The 15,720-nt window shown below is 59.0% G+C and carries 16 protein-coding genes; 6 read left to right on the forward strand and 10 right to left on the reverse strand.

Annotated elements, in window-relative coordinates; all coding sequences use genetic code 11:
- The first annotated feature begins 15 nt into the window (after positions 1–15).
- Together EIK79_RS08330 and EIK79_RS08335 are read left to right on the forward strand one after the other, a co-directional pair.
- Complete coding sequence (locus EIK79_RS08330; protein WP_185715568.1) at positions 16–393, forward strand: helix-turn-helix domain-containing protein; 378 nt, start codon at positions 16–18, stop codon at positions 391–393.
- On the forward strand, positions 383–838 hold the full coding sequence (locus EIK79_RS08335; protein ID WP_124954664.1) for a type II toxin-antitoxin system VapC family toxin: 456 nt from the start codon (positions 383–385) through the stop codon (positions 836–838). The genes EIK79_RS08330 and EIK79_RS08335 overlap by 11 nt, the downstream gene beginning before the upstream one ends.
- A 15-nt stretch (positions 839–853) precedes the next feature.
- On the opposite strand, the gene EIK79_RS08340 is transcribed toward EIK79_RS08335, so the two are convergent.
- Together EIK79_RS08340 and EIK79_RS08345 are read right to left on the reverse strand one after the other, a co-directional pair.
- The gene (locus tag EIK79_RS08340) at positions 854–2,377 is read right to left on the reverse strand and encodes an aldehyde dehydrogenase family protein (RefSeq protein WP_124954665.1); all 1,524 of its coding nucleotides are present in this window, start codon (positions 2,375–2,377) and stop codon (positions 854–856) included.
- A gap of 93 nt (positions 2,378–2,470) precedes the next feature.
- Positions 2,471–4,024, reverse strand: coding sequence for an aldehyde dehydrogenase family protein (locus tag EIK79_RS08345; RefSeq protein ID WP_124954666.1), 1,554 nt, complete (start codon positions 4,022–4,024; stop codon positions 2,471–2,473).
- Between the two features lie 227 nt (positions 4,025–4,251).
- Here EIK79_RS08345 and EIK79_RS08350 point away from each other — a divergent pair, with 227 nt between their 5' ends.
- Genes EIK79_RS08350 through EIK79_RS08360 form a run of 3 tightly spaced genes read left to right on the forward strand, consistent with a single transcriptional unit; the run spans position 4,252 to position 7,259 of the window.
- Entirely contained in the window at positions 4,252–5,004 is a 753-nt protein-coding gene (locus EIK79_RS08350; RefSeq protein WP_124954667.1) for an ABC transporter ATP-binding protein, read from the forward strand.
- Positions 5,001–6,608, forward strand: coding sequence for a hypothetical protein (locus EIK79_RS08355; RefSeq protein WP_124954668.1), 1,608 nt, complete (start codon positions 5,001–5,003; stop codon positions 6,606–6,608). The genes EIK79_RS08350 and EIK79_RS08355 overlap by 4 nt, the downstream gene beginning before the upstream one ends.
- 45 nt (positions 6,609–6,653) lie before the next feature.
- Positions 6,654–7,259 carry a hypothetical protein gene (locus tag EIK79_RS08360; RefSeq protein WP_124954669.1) on the forward strand — a complete coding sequence of 202 codons (606 nt, stop codon included), beginning with the start codon at positions 6,654–6,656 and terminating at the stop codon, positions 7,257–7,259.
- A 170-nt stretch (positions 7,260–7,429) separates the two neighbouring features.
- Here the strand turns inward: EIK79_RS08360 and EIK79_RS08365 are convergent, their stop codons facing one another.
- The 5 genes from EIK79_RS08365 to EIK79_RS08385 form a co-directional block, all read right to left on the reverse strand.
- On the reverse strand, positions 7,430–9,286 hold the full coding sequence (locus tag EIK79_RS08365) for a carbon starvation CstA family protein (protein ID WP_124954670.1): 1,857 nt from the start codon (positions 9,284–9,286) through the stop codon (positions 7,430–7,432).
- A gap of 135 nt (positions 9,287–9,421) precedes the next feature.
- Positions 9,422–9,889, reverse strand: a complete 468-nt coding sequence (locus tag EIK79_RS08370; protein ID WP_124954671.1) for a GtrA family protein — start codon at positions 9,887–9,889, stop codon at positions 9,422–9,424.
- Complete coding sequence (locus tag EIK79_RS08375) at positions 9,873–11,645, reverse strand: ArnT family glycosyltransferase (protein ID WP_124954672.1); 1,773 nt, start codon at positions 11,643–11,645, stop codon at positions 9,873–9,875. The genes EIK79_RS08370 and EIK79_RS08375 overlap by 17 nt, the downstream gene beginning before the upstream one ends.
- A gap of 136 nt (positions 11,646–11,781) precedes the next feature.
- The gene (locus EIK79_RS08380) at positions 11,782–12,729 is read right to left on the reverse strand and encodes an ArsA family ATPase (RefSeq protein WP_124954673.1); all 948 of its coding nucleotides are present in this window, start codon (positions 12,727–12,729) and stop codon (positions 11,782–11,784) included.
- Positions 12,729–13,025, reverse strand: a complete 297-nt coding sequence (locus EIK79_RS08385; protein WP_124954674.1) for a hypothetical protein — start codon at positions 13,023–13,025, stop codon at positions 12,729–12,731. Before EIK79_RS08385 ends, EIK79_RS08380 begins: the two co-directional genes overlap by 1 nt.
- Positions 13,026–13,205: 180 nt before the next feature.
- On the opposite strand from EIK79_RS08385, the gene upp reads away from it, so the two are divergent.
- Positions 13,206–13,883: a uracil phosphoribosyltransferase gene (gene upp / locus EIK79_RS08390; RefSeq protein ID WP_124954675.1), complete on the forward strand. Its 678-nt coding sequence runs from the start codon at positions 13,206–13,208 to the stop codon at positions 13,881–13,883.
- Between the two features lie 147 nt (positions 13,884–14,030).
- On the opposite strand, the gene EIK79_RS08395 is transcribed toward upp, so the two are convergent.
- Genes EIK79_RS08395 through EIK79_RS08405 form a run of 3 tightly spaced genes read right to left on the reverse strand, consistent with a single transcriptional unit; the run spans position 14,031 to position 15,677 of the window.
- Complete coding sequence (locus EIK79_RS08395; protein WP_233738056.1) at positions 14,031–14,684, reverse strand: IMPACT family protein; 654 nt, start codon at positions 14,682–14,684, stop codon at positions 14,031–14,033.
- Entirely contained in the window at positions 14,650–14,946 is a 297-nt protein-coding gene (locus EIK79_RS08400) for a DUF424 domain-containing protein (protein WP_124954677.1), read from the reverse strand. Before EIK79_RS08400 ends, EIK79_RS08395 begins: the two co-directional genes overlap by 35 nt.
- 2 nt (positions 14,947–14,948) lie before the next feature.
- Positions 14,949–15,677, reverse strand: coding sequence for a tetratricopeptide repeat protein (locus EIK79_RS08405; protein WP_124954678.1), 729 nt, complete (start codon positions 15,675–15,677; stop codon positions 14,949–14,951).
- Positions 15,678–15,720: the final 43 nt, after the last annotated feature.

Raw genomic sequence — 15,720 nt, forward strand, 5'->3', positions numbered from 1 at the left:
CTACGAAGTGAGTATGTGAGTAATCGTAACGGCCAGGGCAAGTACACACCCACTGTGACCGACGAAGAAATCCTCGCTTCGTTCGTTGCTGCTGATCGACCGTTCCAAACGGCAACAGACATCTCTGAACGGTTTGGGCTGGACCGTTCACAGGCCTACCGGCGATTACAACGATTAGCCGACACTGGATCACTGGAGAAATCAAAAATCGGCAGCCGCGCGGTTGTCTGGTGGGAGTCAAAAAGCACGATCGATGAGTCATCTCCAGATATTTCTGGTGTTAATCCGGACGACGAGTTCTGGAAGTATGCCGGCATGTTCACAAGCGGACCGACCGACGTTGCTGCAAACGTAGACAAATATCTATACGGCGAACGTAGAAATGAGCCGTGATAGAGCGGCTTCAACACCGTTGTTCGTCGACACCGGCGCGTTCTATGCTTGGTTCAGTTCGGCGGATGATCATCACAGGCGTGCGACAGCTGTCTTTGAGCATATCAAAGCAGGCGAGCTCCCATATCAACCAATATACACTAGCCGATACGTAGTTTCCGAGCTGGTGACGCTCATACTATATCGCGTCGACCACAGCTCTGCGCTTTCAGCATTCGATACAATAAATCAATCAGATACATTCAACGTGTTACCCGTCGATCACGAGTTGTTCATGGCGGCACGTGCGCAACTCGAACGATACAATGACCACAACATATCACTAACAGATCATATAAGTGGTGTACTCGCAAAAGAGTACAGTATCGAGCGGATCTTCGCGTTCGACAGCGACTTTCGCACCCTCGGCTTTACAGTCGTTCCTGGGGACACCGGTGAGCCGTGAGTTCAAGCCGTCAGCTCACAGCGATATGTCGATGCTTTTTGTTTGGGTGTACTGTTCGAGCGTTTCCCGGCCGCGCTCGCGGCCGATCCCCGACTGTTTGTAACCGCCAAACGGCATCCCCGTCGGGAAGTCGTTGTACTGGTTGACCCACACCGTGCCGGCTTCGAGATCCCGAGCCGTGCGGTTTGCCTGTTCGATGTCGCTTGTGATGACGCCCGAGGCGAGGCCGTACTCGACGTCGTTCGCCAACTCGATCATCTCCTCGTAGCCCTCCCAGGAGAACACTTCGAGCACAGGTCCGAAGATCTCCTCTTGGACGGCCTCGTGGTCGTGGTCGATGTCACCGATGAGCGTCGGTTCAACGAAACAGCCATCGGACAGCGCGTCCGCATCGGGCGCACTGCCACCAGTCAGGATCGAGGCACCATCCTCGCGGGCTTTCTCGATGTAGGACAGCGTTCGATCGCGCTGCTCTTCGGAGACTTTCGGGCCGAGCCGGGTCGAATCGAGCAGCGGATCACCGACGGTGAGATCCTCTGCGGCCGCGACCAGCCGATCCATGAACTCCGATTCGATCTCCTCGTGGACGAACAGCCGCGAGCCTGCGGTGCAACATTCGCCCGTGTTGTAGAAGATGGCCAGTACGGTCGATTGGACGGCCGTCTCCAGATCCGCGTCGGGATACACGATGATCGGACTCTTCCCCCCGAGTTCGAGCGTCACGTCGGTCACCGTTTCGGCAGCGTTTTTCATCACCTGCTTGCCGACGGCTGTCGAGCCAGTGAACGCGAGTTTTCGCACGCCGGAGTGGCTCGTAAGTGGTTCACCGGCGTCGGGACCGTAGCCGGGAACGACGTTTACGACGCCCGCCGGAAGCGCGTCGTCGATCTCGGCCATCAGCTTCAACGCCGAGAGGGGCGTCTGTTCGGCCGGCTTCAACACCACTGTGTTGCCGGCCGCCAACGCCGGTGCGAGTTTCCACGCCGCCATCAACAACGGGAAGTTCCACGGGATGATCTGCCCAACCACGCCGTACGGCTCTTTCACCGTTGTCACCCGCCGAGAGCCGTCGGTCGGAACGGTTTCCCCCGCCGAATCGCGTGCGATCCCCGCGAAATACCGGAAATGTTCGGCCGCCAGATACACGTCACCCCGTGCCTCTGTGATCGGCTTTCCGTTGTCGAGCACGTCGAGGCGCGCGAACGCGTCCAGTTCGCTCTCGATCCGGTCAGCAATCGTTTCGAGCAACCGCTGGCGTTTTGCCGGCGACACGCTTCCCCACTCCTCGAACGCCGCTTGGGCCGCACTCACCGCCCGGTCGATGTCCGCCGCGTTTCCTGCCGAAACCGTAGCGAGTACTTCGCCTGTGGTTGGATCGCGCGTCTCAAGCGTCGCACCCGACGCACTCTCGACCCATTCACCCCCGATGTACAGTCCGAGCTGCTCTGGGACGACTTCCGCGGCTGTCTCGGCGTGTCGCTCGTGGATGGCGCTCTGTTCGCTGTCGGATCCTGCTTCCGGTTCGGATTCGGATGCCATACACCAACGCTACGAACGTCACACCATAAGCGTACGTGTATATTGAAAAGTTTCTGATAATATTCGGAGAATAGGGGTTCAGGCTGGCGTCGATCAGCCGATCCGTGGGAGTTTCCCTTGGTTGAGTACCACGGTTTTCGTCTGTCGGTAGCTCTCGAACGCCTCTTTGTCGAGTTCGCGCCCGAGACCAGACTGCTTGTAGCCGCCGTGGGGCACGTTGTCGAACAGGTCGTTGTAGGTGTTGATCCAGACGGTGCCGGCTTCGAGCGCCGCAGCGGTTTCGTGGGCCGTGTCGAGATCTGTCGTCCAGACAGCCGAGGCGAGGCCGTACTCGGTGTCGTTCGCCATCTCGATCATCTCCTCGCGGTCAGTCCATTCGATGACGCTCACCACGGGACCGAACACTTCATCGCACGCGACAGTGTCATCGTTGTCCACACCGGTGAGCACCGTCGGTTCGAAAAACGGCGCTCCCGCGAGATCGGGATCCTCGGGAGTGCCACCACCGACGAGGACGTTCGCCCCTTCTTCGACGGCGGTGTCGACGTAGCTTTGCACGCGGTCGAGGTGGGCGTGGTCGACCAACGGGCCGATATCCGTCATTGGGGCGAGGGGATCACCAACGGTGAGTCGCTCCATCTCCTCGGTGAACTGCTCAAGGAATTCCTCGCGGACGTCGGTGTGAACGAACAGCCGTGAGCCGGCCGTACACTGCTCGCCCTGGTTGAAAAAGGAGGCGATGAGCGCGCCCTCAACCGCGTCGTCGAGATCGGCGTCGGGAAAGACGATGTTCGGGTTTTTGCCACCGAGTTCGAGCGAGAGCGCCTTGAGGTTTGAGCTGGCACCCTCCATCACGCTCTTGCCTGCCGCTGTCGAGCCGGTCATCGACACCTTCCGGATCTCGGGATGGTCAGTGATCCGTGCACCAACGTCGGGACCGGTTCCAGGCACGACGTTTATCGTTCCGTTCGGGAGGTGATTGTTCATCACGTCCGCTACTTCGAGTGTCGAGAGGACCGCTCGTGGCGACGGTTTGAACACGACCGTGTTGCCCGCCGCGAGCGCAGGCCCCATCTTCCAGGCGACGAACATCGACGGAAAGTTCCACGCGCTGATCTGTCCGACCACGCCGTACGGCTCACGGCTGGTGTACGCGAGCTTGTTGGACGCGCTTGACGGACGGCGGCCTTCGTCGGCCGTTCGGGCAAGGCCCGCGAAATAGCGAAACTGCGAGATCATGATCGTCGCGTCGACGAACAAGGAGTGTTGATTCGCCTTCCCCATCTCCAGGGAGTCGATCCGTGCGATCTCCTGTTTGCGCTCCTCTAAGGCGTCGGCAACGTCGTCCAAAGCGTCGGCGCGTTGCATCGGGTTGTAACTCCCCCACGTCTCATCGAACGCCGCTTGGGCGGCCGTGACGGCCCGATCAACGTCCTGAGCAGTGCCTCGCCAGTACGTCGCCAGCGTCTCACCCGTCGTCGCATCGACTGCCGCACACTCTTCACCCGTCTCGCTGTCGACCCACTCACCGCCGATCAACTGTCCATACGGCTCCTCGGACAGAACGGCGTCCGCGATCTCTCGGTGGCGCTCTCGAACGTCCTCGGATACGGTTCCACGCTCGCTGTCGAAATTGTCCCGTTGCATGGTGTGGTGTCACCCAGCAGACTGCTTGCCACATCCATGATCGTTACCCACATATAATTTCGTGAACGTTAACAAACTCACAGATCGTGTCGTCTCCGGTGGCGTGACACGGCCGTTCGAATAGAAGTGACCGAAATGAGGAGATTCGCACCACAAGGAGATTTGTATCACAAATCACTCGTGTCTACCCAGTGTCTTTTATTAACGGTGAGGTCGTAATCGGGTGTATGTCGTCTCCGAACGCGATCGACGCCGAGGCCCTCACGAAGCGGTACGGGTCGACGACGGCCGTAGATTCTCTTGATCTTTCGATTCCGCCGGGAACTGTGTACGGATTTCTGGGTCCGAACGGTGCGGGAAAAACGACGACGATCCGAATGCTGGTAACGTTGCTCCAGCCAACCAGTGGAACCGCCGCCATCGACGGACGGCCCATCACGGACCGCGACCGGGTGGTGTCCCGACTGGGGTATCTTCCGGAAGCCCCACCGTTGTACGAGGAGTTGACGGGCCGCGAGCAGTTAGAGTACATCGCAGGGCTGCGAGACATGCCCGAGGACCACGCGACAGAGCGCATCAACGAGTTGTTAGAGCTGTTTTCGCTCAGGAGCGACGCGAACAAACGAATCAGCACGTACTCGAAAGGGATGAAACAGAAGACGGGTATTATTCAGGCTATTTTACACGATCCACCGGTCGTGTTTCTCGACGAGCCGACGAGCGGTCTCGATCCCCGTGCGGCGCGCACCGTTCGGAACACGATCGCTGATCTCGCAGCCGGAGAGACGACGGTGTTTCTCTCCACGCACATTCTGCCCGTAGTCGACGAGATTGCTGACACGGTGGGGGTGCTGTACGACAGCGAGTTGGTAGCCGAGGGACCACCCGAAAACCTCAAGCAGCGAGTCGGCTCGGGCGGCTCGCTCGAAGACGCGTTTCTCGCTGTCACTGACGGGGAAGATCTCCTCAGTGACGTATGAACAGGACCGGTACGCTGTCTGGTGCTCCAAAGCGGGTGTCCCGGATCGCCCGGACGGATCTCCGTAACCGAAAGCGTTCAATCGAGGGGTCGAATCAGATCATCGCTTTGGTGATCTCAGGGCTGTTTGGCGTACTGTTCGGATTCATAGGGATCATCGGGCTGTTCATAGCTGGCAGGGCCGTGGGTGACACAGCCGTCTTGGGGCCTGCGCGCGGTGTCGGAGCGGGCGTATTCGGAATCATGGCCGTGATGGCGACCATACGAGTAGCACAAGGATTGGGACTGCCCTCCGAAGCAGACGGGCTGTTGACGACCGTCACCCACCGCGAGGCCGTCGCTGGCTACCTTCTCGCGGAGATCGCCGTGCTGTTGGGCATTCCCACACCGTTCGTGCTCATCGGTGCGCTCGCCTTCGGGATCGGCGCAGGATCAGCCGTAAGCGTCGTGCTCGTGGCGGTCGCCGCGCTGTCGCTTGGCGTGCTCGGTGTGCTCTGTGGGATCGGGATCGGAACCGGCGTGCGGGTGCTCGTCGCGCGGTCGCCCGTATTGGCTCGCTTTCGAGGAGCAATCGGCGTCGTGCTCACGGTCGCCTACTTCTGGGTGCTGTTCGCTGGATCGACCGAATCGGTGTTCGAACCGATCTTTGCGGTGGTCAGGGCGTCACCGGTCGGCTGGTACGGTGATCTCGCCCTGCTCGCTGTGCAGGAGGTCGATCTCCACCAGGTCGCCGGGGCAATCGGTGTCACGCTGGTCGGAATCCCCGGTGTCGGTGGACTGTGTGGACTACTTGCGGGACAGCTCTGGTACCGTCGCGCAGTCGCGCCGACTGTGGCGAGTGGCTCCTCGGAGATGGGTTCCGTCCCGATCGCCGGGAACGCACTCCCGCTACCGACGCGTCATGTGATTCACAAAACGTGGCTCCGGGCGCGCCGAGCACCGCTTCGGCTGCTGTACGCCGGATATCCGTTGTTTTTGTTGGTTCCCGCCCTTGCGGACATCGCGCAGCTGCGCGTTCCTGCGTCGCTTCCGGGGATGATCGCCTTCTACGGCGCGTGGGCAACGGGGGCCACATTCACGTTGAATCCGATCGGTGACGAGGAAGCGGTGTTGCCGATCACGCTCACGACGCCTATCCGAGGACGCTCGTTTATCGGCGCGCTCTGTCTCGCTGGGCTGTTGATCGGACTACCGGTAACCGTTCTCGCCGCCGTTCTCACAGGGGTGATCGCGTCGCCAGCGCTTTCGTCCGGCGAATTCCTTGGCGTCGGAATTGTGGCGATCGTGCTCCCCGTCACTGCGACCACGATCGCCGTCGGCGCTGGCACCGCGTTCCCGCGCCTTGAATCCGCCCCGATAACCCGTTCACGAGAGGCTGTCGTCCCGAGCGCTTTCGCGTTCGCACTCTTCTCGCTCGTGTTCGGGTTTATCAGCCTCCCTGCGCTATCGGTCCTCACTCCCGCCACGCGCCACGTCCTCGGGTTCACAAGTGAACTTGCTGTGCTTGCTGGCGGGATCGGTCTCACTGTCGTTCTCGGCGCTGTTGCCGGGGTCGTTTCCGTCTCTCGGGCCACAGCGGCGTTTGAGAACTATTATTATGAGTGATCGATTTTTCCGTGAGCTTTTGTACACCGATCGCAATGTCTGTGTATGACACACGATACCGGGAGTCAGCCGGCTGCGTCCTCTGGCGACGCAGACGCGTCGGAGGACGACGCCGCGTACCTGCATCGTGTGGCCGACCGCTTGGAACACAGCTACGATCTTGACTGGGAGCACCGTGTCCATGGAGAGCCGTTCGAGTTGTACGGTCGCTTGCAGATCGAGCACCAAAAACAGTTTCTCCACCCCTCGATCACCTACGCTGATCACGGCTCTCAGGAACACCTGTTCATTCGGCGGGCTTCCTCGGTGGAGCGCGCTGCTCTCGACCGACTCGTAGAGTTGGGACACACGCTCGCTGAGGAGTGGATCAAGCCGGACGAAACTCATTACAGCACGGAGTTCACGTTCGTGCTCATCGCGCCCGAAATCACAGACGCTGTCCGCACGTTCGTCGACGGCTTCCGGGATCGGACGCTGCTCAAACTCGGATTTCACGGCCATTACGAGGTGAATCTCCTGGTTGTTGCTCCCGAGCGACAGACCGTTGTGGCGAGCACGAACGCGGAGGTCGAAGCGGTGTTCGCGCCGTGGGACACACCGGAGCCGGAGACCGGGTGGATCGATCGGGTTGTCCGCCGGCTCCGGTCGTGATCGCCGCTGACACCAAAGCCATATCGCAGAGTACACGTCATACAAGATATGAGTGGGTACAACCAATCGTCACCAGACGACGAATCGAACGACGACGAGATGAACGAGCGGTTAGACAAGCTGGTGAGACTGATTACATATCTTCCGTAGATCAAGCGGAGACTGGTTGATCAGTCGTCAGCAGGCTCTTCCGCTTTCTTTCCGGTCAACGAATCGAATCCCCGAACGCGCTGAATGTTGTTGTATCCTCGCCGCATCACGGAGAACGCGAGCGCGACGAGTACGAGCGCGAGGACGCTCTGGAGCACCAACGACGCTAGTTCGAGACCGGTTGCCCCTGTTTCGAGGATCGTTTGTGGGTTTTTGATGAACGCGATCCACAACAGGGCGAGCACCGTGATAACCAGCATAATGGCCATCGGGACGCCCGTGCTGAGGAGTTGTTTGCTGTCGTCCCAGTTGACGAGCCACACGGTCGCCGCCAGCAACGCGAGCGCTGCGAGCGTCTGATTTGCCCCGCCGAACAGCGGCCAGAGGCTACTCCACGTTCCGCTTGCGATGAGGAGGTAGGCGAGGACGCCCTGAATGAGGAAGGCGTTGGTGTACCGGTTCACTGCGAACTGCTCAAGGCGGGCGGTCAGATCGTTTTCGCCTGACGTATCGGGCGTTCCGACGATCTCTTCCATCATGTACCGTCCGAGTCGGATCGCCGTGTCGGTGCTCGTCAACAGAAAGCTCACGAACACCAGTCCGATGAACGTCGTTCCGTACTCCAGCGGGATCCCGAAGCTGGACAGCATCACCGCCCCACCCAGTGGGAAGTTCGCCATCGCACCGGCGAGACCGGCGTCGAACTCGGTTGCACCGACGATCATCAGCGCGGCGATCGCCGTGGTGGCGAGCAGCCCTTCACCGAGCATCGCTCCGTACCCGATCGGCCGAGCGTCGCTTTCTTTGTTGAGTTGCTTTGCGGTCGTTCCCGAGGAAACCAGCGAGTGAAACCCACTGACGGTTCCACACGCGATCACGACGAAGAGGAACGGGAAAATCGGACCGACAGCAGGACTGTAAAAGCCAAGAAACGCTGGGAGCTGCGATTCGAGGGAGTAGGTGGCTCCCTCGTAGGTAACTGGGTCAAACAGCCCGAACAGCGTTCCGGTGATTGCGGCGAGCACCATCCCGCCGACACCGGTGTACAGCAGAAACGACGAGAGATAATCACGGGGTTGGAGCAACATCCACACCGGGAGGATGGCTGCAATGACGGCGTAAATGATGATCACCGGTGCCCATGCTGCTGCGTTCTCACCGATCGACGACGCGAGAGGTAACCATGTTCCACCATCACCGAACAGCACGATCACGTCGGACGCCAGATCGCCGGTTGCGAACAACGCGATCGGGTACTGGATTCCGATCCAAACGCTCACGAACACGGCTGACACGAATGCGACCGTTCCGGGGAGAAACGGAAGATCGAGCTGGTAGAGATACACGCCGAACACCAGTGCAAGCACGATGTACAACATGCTGGCGGTCGCCGCGCTCGGATACGCGTTGAAGATGGTGGCCACGACGTACGCAAACACCGCAAGCACGAGAATGAGTGTCAGAAACGCGAACCACAGTAGCAGGTTCTTGCCGCGCTCACCGACGTACTCACCGATGATGTAGCCGATCGAGCGGCCGTCGTGGCGCAAACTCGCGCTCAACGACATGAAATCGTGCACCGCACCGAACAACGGGTTGCCGATGGCGACCCACAACACCGCGGGGAGCCACCCGAACGCCGCGCCAGCCGTGATCGGCCCGATGATCGGTGCACCCCCTGCGATGCTGGAGTAGTGGTGTCCGAGTAACACCGATTTCTTCGCCGGAACGTACTCCTGTCCGTCGTCGTGTTTGTGTGCCGGTGTCTCCTGCTCGTCGTCTAACTCGACGAATCCCGCGAGGTACTTCGAATAGCTGAGGTAGCCGACGCTGTACAGTACTAATACCGCAATGATGAGCCAGAGGACTTGTACCATGGGTCTGCATGTCTATGGCGATTTAGTCAATATAAACGTTCTTGTCGAACTCCATAATCTCATATTTACAATGACAGCACTCCCATTTGGGAGCGGTCACAGAGTACATAACAATACAAGTCCACTATCGAAACATTAGGCCCGGTGAACTTGCCATGTGATGGTCGATTCTAGTGTATAATTGAAAATAAAACCAGCACCGATGCCGATAATATTGGCAAATAGATACCAAACACCAAACATCTGATTGAGTGCCATCAGTACGGACACCCCGACGCCGGCACCGATGAACCGGACAAGATGAGAGCGGGCCAAACGGGCACCGATCCAGCGATTTTGATTGGGAGGAGTTTCCGCGAACGTCCACAACTCGTTGAGAATAAACATCGTCGCAATCGAGGCTTCCTTTCCTCCGAGCGCAGCGAGCACGAGCGGCGGCTGCCAGCCTTCCATCAGCAGGGCAAGAACAGCGTTATCGATGAACATACCGAATAGACCAACGAGAAGGAACTGGGCGAAACGACTACCGGACCACACCGACGCCCTCACTTCCAATAGAAGAGTTGCAAGGCAGCTATTGCTCACGCTATCGTAGCACCCCATCGACTTCCAGCGGACGGAGTGACGGCTGAGTGTGAGAGGAAGCACTGGTCTGATTCAGTCTGAGGAGAATATACGGTCCGAAATAGTCCGCAGACATCGATCCGACACGGCTGTGCAGTCGGTCGATTCGTGCTGTCTCGGATTCGTTGATAAGCACGTATTCGACACTTGGATCTGTGTTGATCTCATCGATCGTGACCGAACGCAGTGGTCGCTCGGCGTGGAACACGAACGCATAGATCGATACGTCGGCACTGGAATGAACGTACACCGGCGTATCAGGAGCCGTCATCGAATGCAGTTCGTCTGCAACTCGTTCCTGTTGTTCGGAGGCGCGCCACCCGGTATCAGCGAACGGAACTTGAACGAGAACAATTACGATCAATGAAGCGATGAATACACGCTTACCAACCGTGAGACAGCGGGCATCAATCCTAGTCAAAGAGGAGATCGTCCCGGCCCACTGGCTGCGATAGACGACAGCAATGTGAACACCGAGGACACCGATCGCCATACTTGCTCGAGCAGCTGGTTCGGGAATCGTCGACAACACTGGTGCCAGAGCCAATGCGTCACCGACAGCTGCCGTCTGCATCATCGTCAGCCATACACCGACTGCAATCCCGGCCGCCTCAGGGCCGGGACGAAACCCACGATCAAGGAGACGACCACAGAGCAGTCCCATCGGGACGACCATCGGCATGAGATACCACCTGTGATTGCCGGTCGGAACGAAAAAGGCGAAGACGACGAGTGACCACCAGCAAACAAAGCCCGTCTCGGTCGTTAGACGGGAACGGCCACGACGGACCACCACACCGAGGGGGACAGTCACGAGCGCAGCCAGAAACAGAAACCACCACGGCGCAAAGAGTGTTGGTGCAGTACGAAAGTACGGGAAATTCATAAAGCCGAACGTCCCCGGATGAGATATCTTCTCCCCGGCCACACGATTGAGAACCTGCTCGTAAAACATCGACACCACCATCCCATCGTGGAGCAACTCAACCACCGCAAACCACGAGAGCGGGACGAGCACCGCCAGAGAGACACCGAGAAATGCGCCACGGGAGAGAAACGCTCGCCAGTGGATGAGGACCAGCGGGAGTACGATGAACGCGAATATGCCAGCGTTGAATCCCTTGGTGAGAATGGCAATGCCGACGGCCAGTCCGGCCACAGAGAACAGGCGGATTCGGGAGACATCGCGTCGAACGCCGAGAAACGTTGCATATACCGCGAGCGTTCCGAAGAGAAGCATCGGAACATCCATAGCCGCACTCCGGCCGCCATGGTAGTTTTCAAACACCATCGTAACCGAGAGCACCACGACAGCGGCGACGAATCCAGCGTTTCGGGAGTAGATCGTCCGACCGACCCGATAGGTGAGCACAGCAAGCAGCAAGGTACAAACGACTGCTGGCAGTCGCCCAGCTGCGGGTGAAACACCGAACAACTCCATCGAGGCGGCTTGAAGCCAGATCGCAAACGGTGGCTTGAGTAAAAACGGTTGCACACCAATGGCTTCGGGTCCTGACCAGCCATTGTAAGGAACGTGCGGTACTATCCAGTACCCGCGCTCGACAGCGAACTGGGCGGCTGTCATGTACGCTGTTTCATCCCATAAGGAAACAGGCCTATCGAGTCCGTGAAAATAAGCGAAAACCCAACCAGTGATGATCAGGAAAACGTACCATACATCGCTGCGACCGTCTACTCTACGACCAGCAGAGATGAATCTGTGTAGTAAATTCATAGTTTACTGTATTTCTATGGCACATCTTCCACGAGATAGTGATGAATATTTTGTGTTTCTGCATTTGCCAACAGAACTAAGATGATGGCTCGCATGCGGACAGTCAGTCATCTACACCAGTGTCACTCGATGTTTTCTAACGTTCGACAGACAAGTCGCTCGCAACGTCTTCGAGGAGATCGCCTTTGATCTCGCCAGCGCGTGTTTGGATGGTGGCAACGACGGACGGAGCAAGTGTCTGGATGGTGTCGAGACGTTCGCGTTCGGTGGCACACCGCTGCCGGAGAAACTGCCCGCCTTGTCCCTGTTCGTCGTCGTCGGGTTGGGGGGTGAGCCGATTGACCACCAGACCGGAAACGGAAAGCCCGTGGTCAGTGAAATCCTCGATCGTTCGCCGTGTCTCACGGATAGACAGTTCATCGGGGGTAAGCACGAGGTAGAACGTCGCAGAATCCCGGAGCATCCGCCCAGCGAACTCGAAGCGTTCCTTTCGTCCCTGAAGCCGAGCGATGATAGGATCGGTTTCGACTTTCCGTCTGGCTTCTCGGTCTCCGATCGCCGCTTTCTCGAACAGATCGATGCTCTGGGTTCGTTTCTCGATGAGTCGTTCAATCCACCCATCGAGGGCGTCGGGCAGCGACAGTAACCGGAGAGTGCCACCCGTCGGGGCGGTGTCGAAGACGACGCGGTCGTAGGCCTCCGCGTTGGCCATCACGTCGATGAACCGGTCGAACAGCGCGGCCTCGTACGCACCGGGCGTTCGGTGTGCGAGTTCGATCTGTCGGTCGATCGTATTAACCATCGAGGCGCTCACGTGGTCGTCCAACGCCCGCTTGGTTTCTTGTAGATGCTCATCGATCTCCGCGTCGGGATCGATCTCCATCGCAAAGAGATCCTCGTATCCATCGACAGGAGTCGGCTCGTCACCGAACTCCTGCTCGAACACGTCGCTCGTGCTGTGGGCAGGATCCGTCGACACCACGAGTGTCCGATCGCCAGTCCGGCTACACCGCAGGGCGTGCGCCGAGGCGACCGTCGTCTTGCCGACACCACCTTTCCCACCGAAAAAAGCGAACGATCCCATCAGAAGTGATACTGTTGACCTTTCCGTTCGAGCAGCGACTCACGATCCCACAATCGCCGCTCCCAGCCCGCGAACTCCTCGGTCAGGTGTGGAAGGAGTTCCGCGGTGTAGTAGGCGATCGGACTCGGGATTCCGAAGGCGTCCGGAAAACACGCGAGCAGAAACGCGTCATCGATGTCTTCTGCCTCCTTTTCAATCAACTCGTACGCCGGATGCTCGATCATCCCGTGGTACAGTCCGTGTGCCCATTCCACGAGGTGCTGGTAGTACTGCTCGATTCGCTCCGCAAGTGTCATGTGCTCACGGTCACCGACCAGACGGGAAAAGCATGTCGGCGTAGGGAACGCGGAACCGCGCATATTCTATTTTGTATATTTTTCGTTGACGGAGGATAGCAAGGCCGCCACCGCGTCTATCGCTGCCGTAGACAGATCGGATTCACCCTCTTTATCACTATCGCTATCCGGAATAGAGATATGGCCATCGAAGACCGAGACAACGTTCACGTCATCACGCACGCGTTAGCGCGGGACACGTTATCGACGCTTCGTGACACGAGCACGGCGCAAGTGTCGTTCCGGAAGGGACTCGTCAAGCTCGGACGCGTCTGTGGATACGAGATCATCGACGGAGCGATGGAGACGGAGTACGTTCCGGTAACGACACCGCTCACCGAGATGACCGGTGAGCGACTCACCGGTCTCGACAACGTGGTGATTATCAACGTGCTTCGCGCGGCAACGCCGTTCGTCGAAGGGTTACTGAAGGCGTTCCCGAGCGCGCGACAGGGGATCATCAGCGCCGGGCGCGATGACCAAGCCGGAATGGACGAGGACGGTACGTTTCCCATCTCGATCGATTACGTGAAGCTTCCGGACATCGAGCCAGAGGACACGGTGATCGTCGCGGATCCGATGCTCGCAACGGGCAGTACGATGTGTGCCGTTCTCGAACGAGTGCTCGACAACCAACCCGAACCGGAAAACCTGTTCGTGCTCTCGGCTGTGAGTGCACCAGATGGCGTGTTGCGCGTCGGTGAGGCAGTGCCCACGGCGACGCTTCTCACCGTCGCGCTGGACGACCACCTCGACGAAGACGGCTACATCGTCCCTGGTCTCGGTGACGCTGGTGATCGGGCGTTTGGCACCGATTGAGGCGACGAATGGCTCTCCAATCCCCTTCGTTTCGGGTGGAAAAGGAACCTCAATGATCGGTATATGATTTTTGGATAGAAAACAGAGCAGCTCGAACGACTGTCGGGTGGAGACGACGAGAGGGGCAGCGTCGGCGCTTCCGCCCGGTTAGTCGATCGTCACGCGGCCGCTCGTTGCGCTTTGGAGGCGGTCACGCAAGCTATCACCGTCTGCGAGTGGTAGCCGTACGTGAAACGACACCTGCTCCTCGTAGGTGGCGTCGAAGTCGACGCCAGCGCTTTCGAGTGTTCCGCGTACCGTCCCCGAATCGTCGTAATCGACAGTGACGAGGAATTCCTCATGGGGAACGGTGTCGACGGTACCAGCCGCGTCGATCGCCTGAGTGGTCGCCTGAGAGTACGCCCGGACCAGTCCGCCGACACCAAGCTCGGTGCCACCGAAATACCGCGTTACGACCACGACCACGTTTTCCAGCTCTTGGCCCTGCAAAACGTTCAACAGCGGCTTGCCAGCCGATCCAGACGGCTCTCCGTCGTCGTTTGAATACTCCCTGAGTAGTCGGCTGTCAGTTCCCGTGTGGACGCGGTAGGCCGGGACGTTGTGGGTGGCGTCGGAATGGTTCTCACAGACGGTTTCGATGAACGTTTCGGCGGCCGACTGATCCGTTGCGGGCGACGCGTGACCGATGAACTCCGATCCCTGAATGGAAACGACAGTCGTTCCCCGTTCGGCCAACGTGCGATACGTCTGGGCGGCGTCCATGATGTTACAGTCGCAACAGCTGGGCGTGTCGCGTACCATCGAAATCGAGCACCGACGCCTCGTCGATGATTCCGTGTTCGATGGCGATCGACACGGAACGGGTGCCGACGATGTTGGCGATCGACGCGCGTGAGAGCGCCTCGATCACGGCGTCCTCGTCTGCGGTTCGGGCGTCGTCGGCGTAGAACTCCGCGTCGACCGTGAGCGTTGCTCGTTCGTTTTCGAACGTGTCACCGACAACGTCGGTGTCACACACCGCAACGAGCAGTCCCCGGTCCGTTTCGTGCTGTGTGAGTAACATCCTCACTCCATCATCCGGCTCTCTGCTTGTTGACGGAGCTCCTCGGCTTGTGCGGCGACCTCTTCGGCTTCCTCGTCCTCTCCAAGCTCTTCAAGCGCCGTGGCTTTCTCTTCGAGGATGTCGGCGTTTCTGAACCCGAGCCGGAGCGCGTTGTTGAAACAGTCGACGGCTTCCTCGGCAAGACCACGCTCTGCGAGGAAAAAGCCCCGGTTGTACCACGCCTGCCCGAACCGTGGATCAAGTTCAACCGCGCGTTCCGCGTGGGATAGTGCCTGTTCCGATCGGCCGGATTCCCAGAGCGCGTAGGCGAGATTGGTTTCTGCGGTCGCGGCGTGTTCGCTTTCCTCATCAATCCGGAGCGCTTCCTGATACGCGCCGACCGCCGCGTCGTACTCCTCCAGTTGTGCGTGGGCAGCTCCTTTGTTCACCCGCGCCTCCTGTTCAAGGCGGTCGTCGTCGGTCAACCGTGCGACGCGCTCGAACGTCTCGGTCGCCTGCTCGTACCGATTGATCTGTGTGTATTCGATGCCGATCTCGATGAGCCGCTCCACGTCGATGTCGTCCTGTGGCAGTTGGCCCACGTCGAGATTGTCTGTGAGCACCCGCGAATCCACGGGATCGACCTGACTCGGATCGATATCGAACTCGGGTTCGAGATCGAACCCTTCGTAGGGATCATCAAATCCCTCTCCGTCGGAGAATCGGTGAGACGGATCACCGTCGTCAGCCATGCGCGTGGTAGGGAGCAGGCACGGTTAAGCACTGCGCCACGAA

The organism is Halocatena pleomorpha, from assembly GCF_003862495.1.
Taxonomy (GTDB): Archaea; Halobacteriota; Halobacteria; order Halobacteriales; family Haloarculaceae; genus Halocatena; species Halocatena pleomorpha.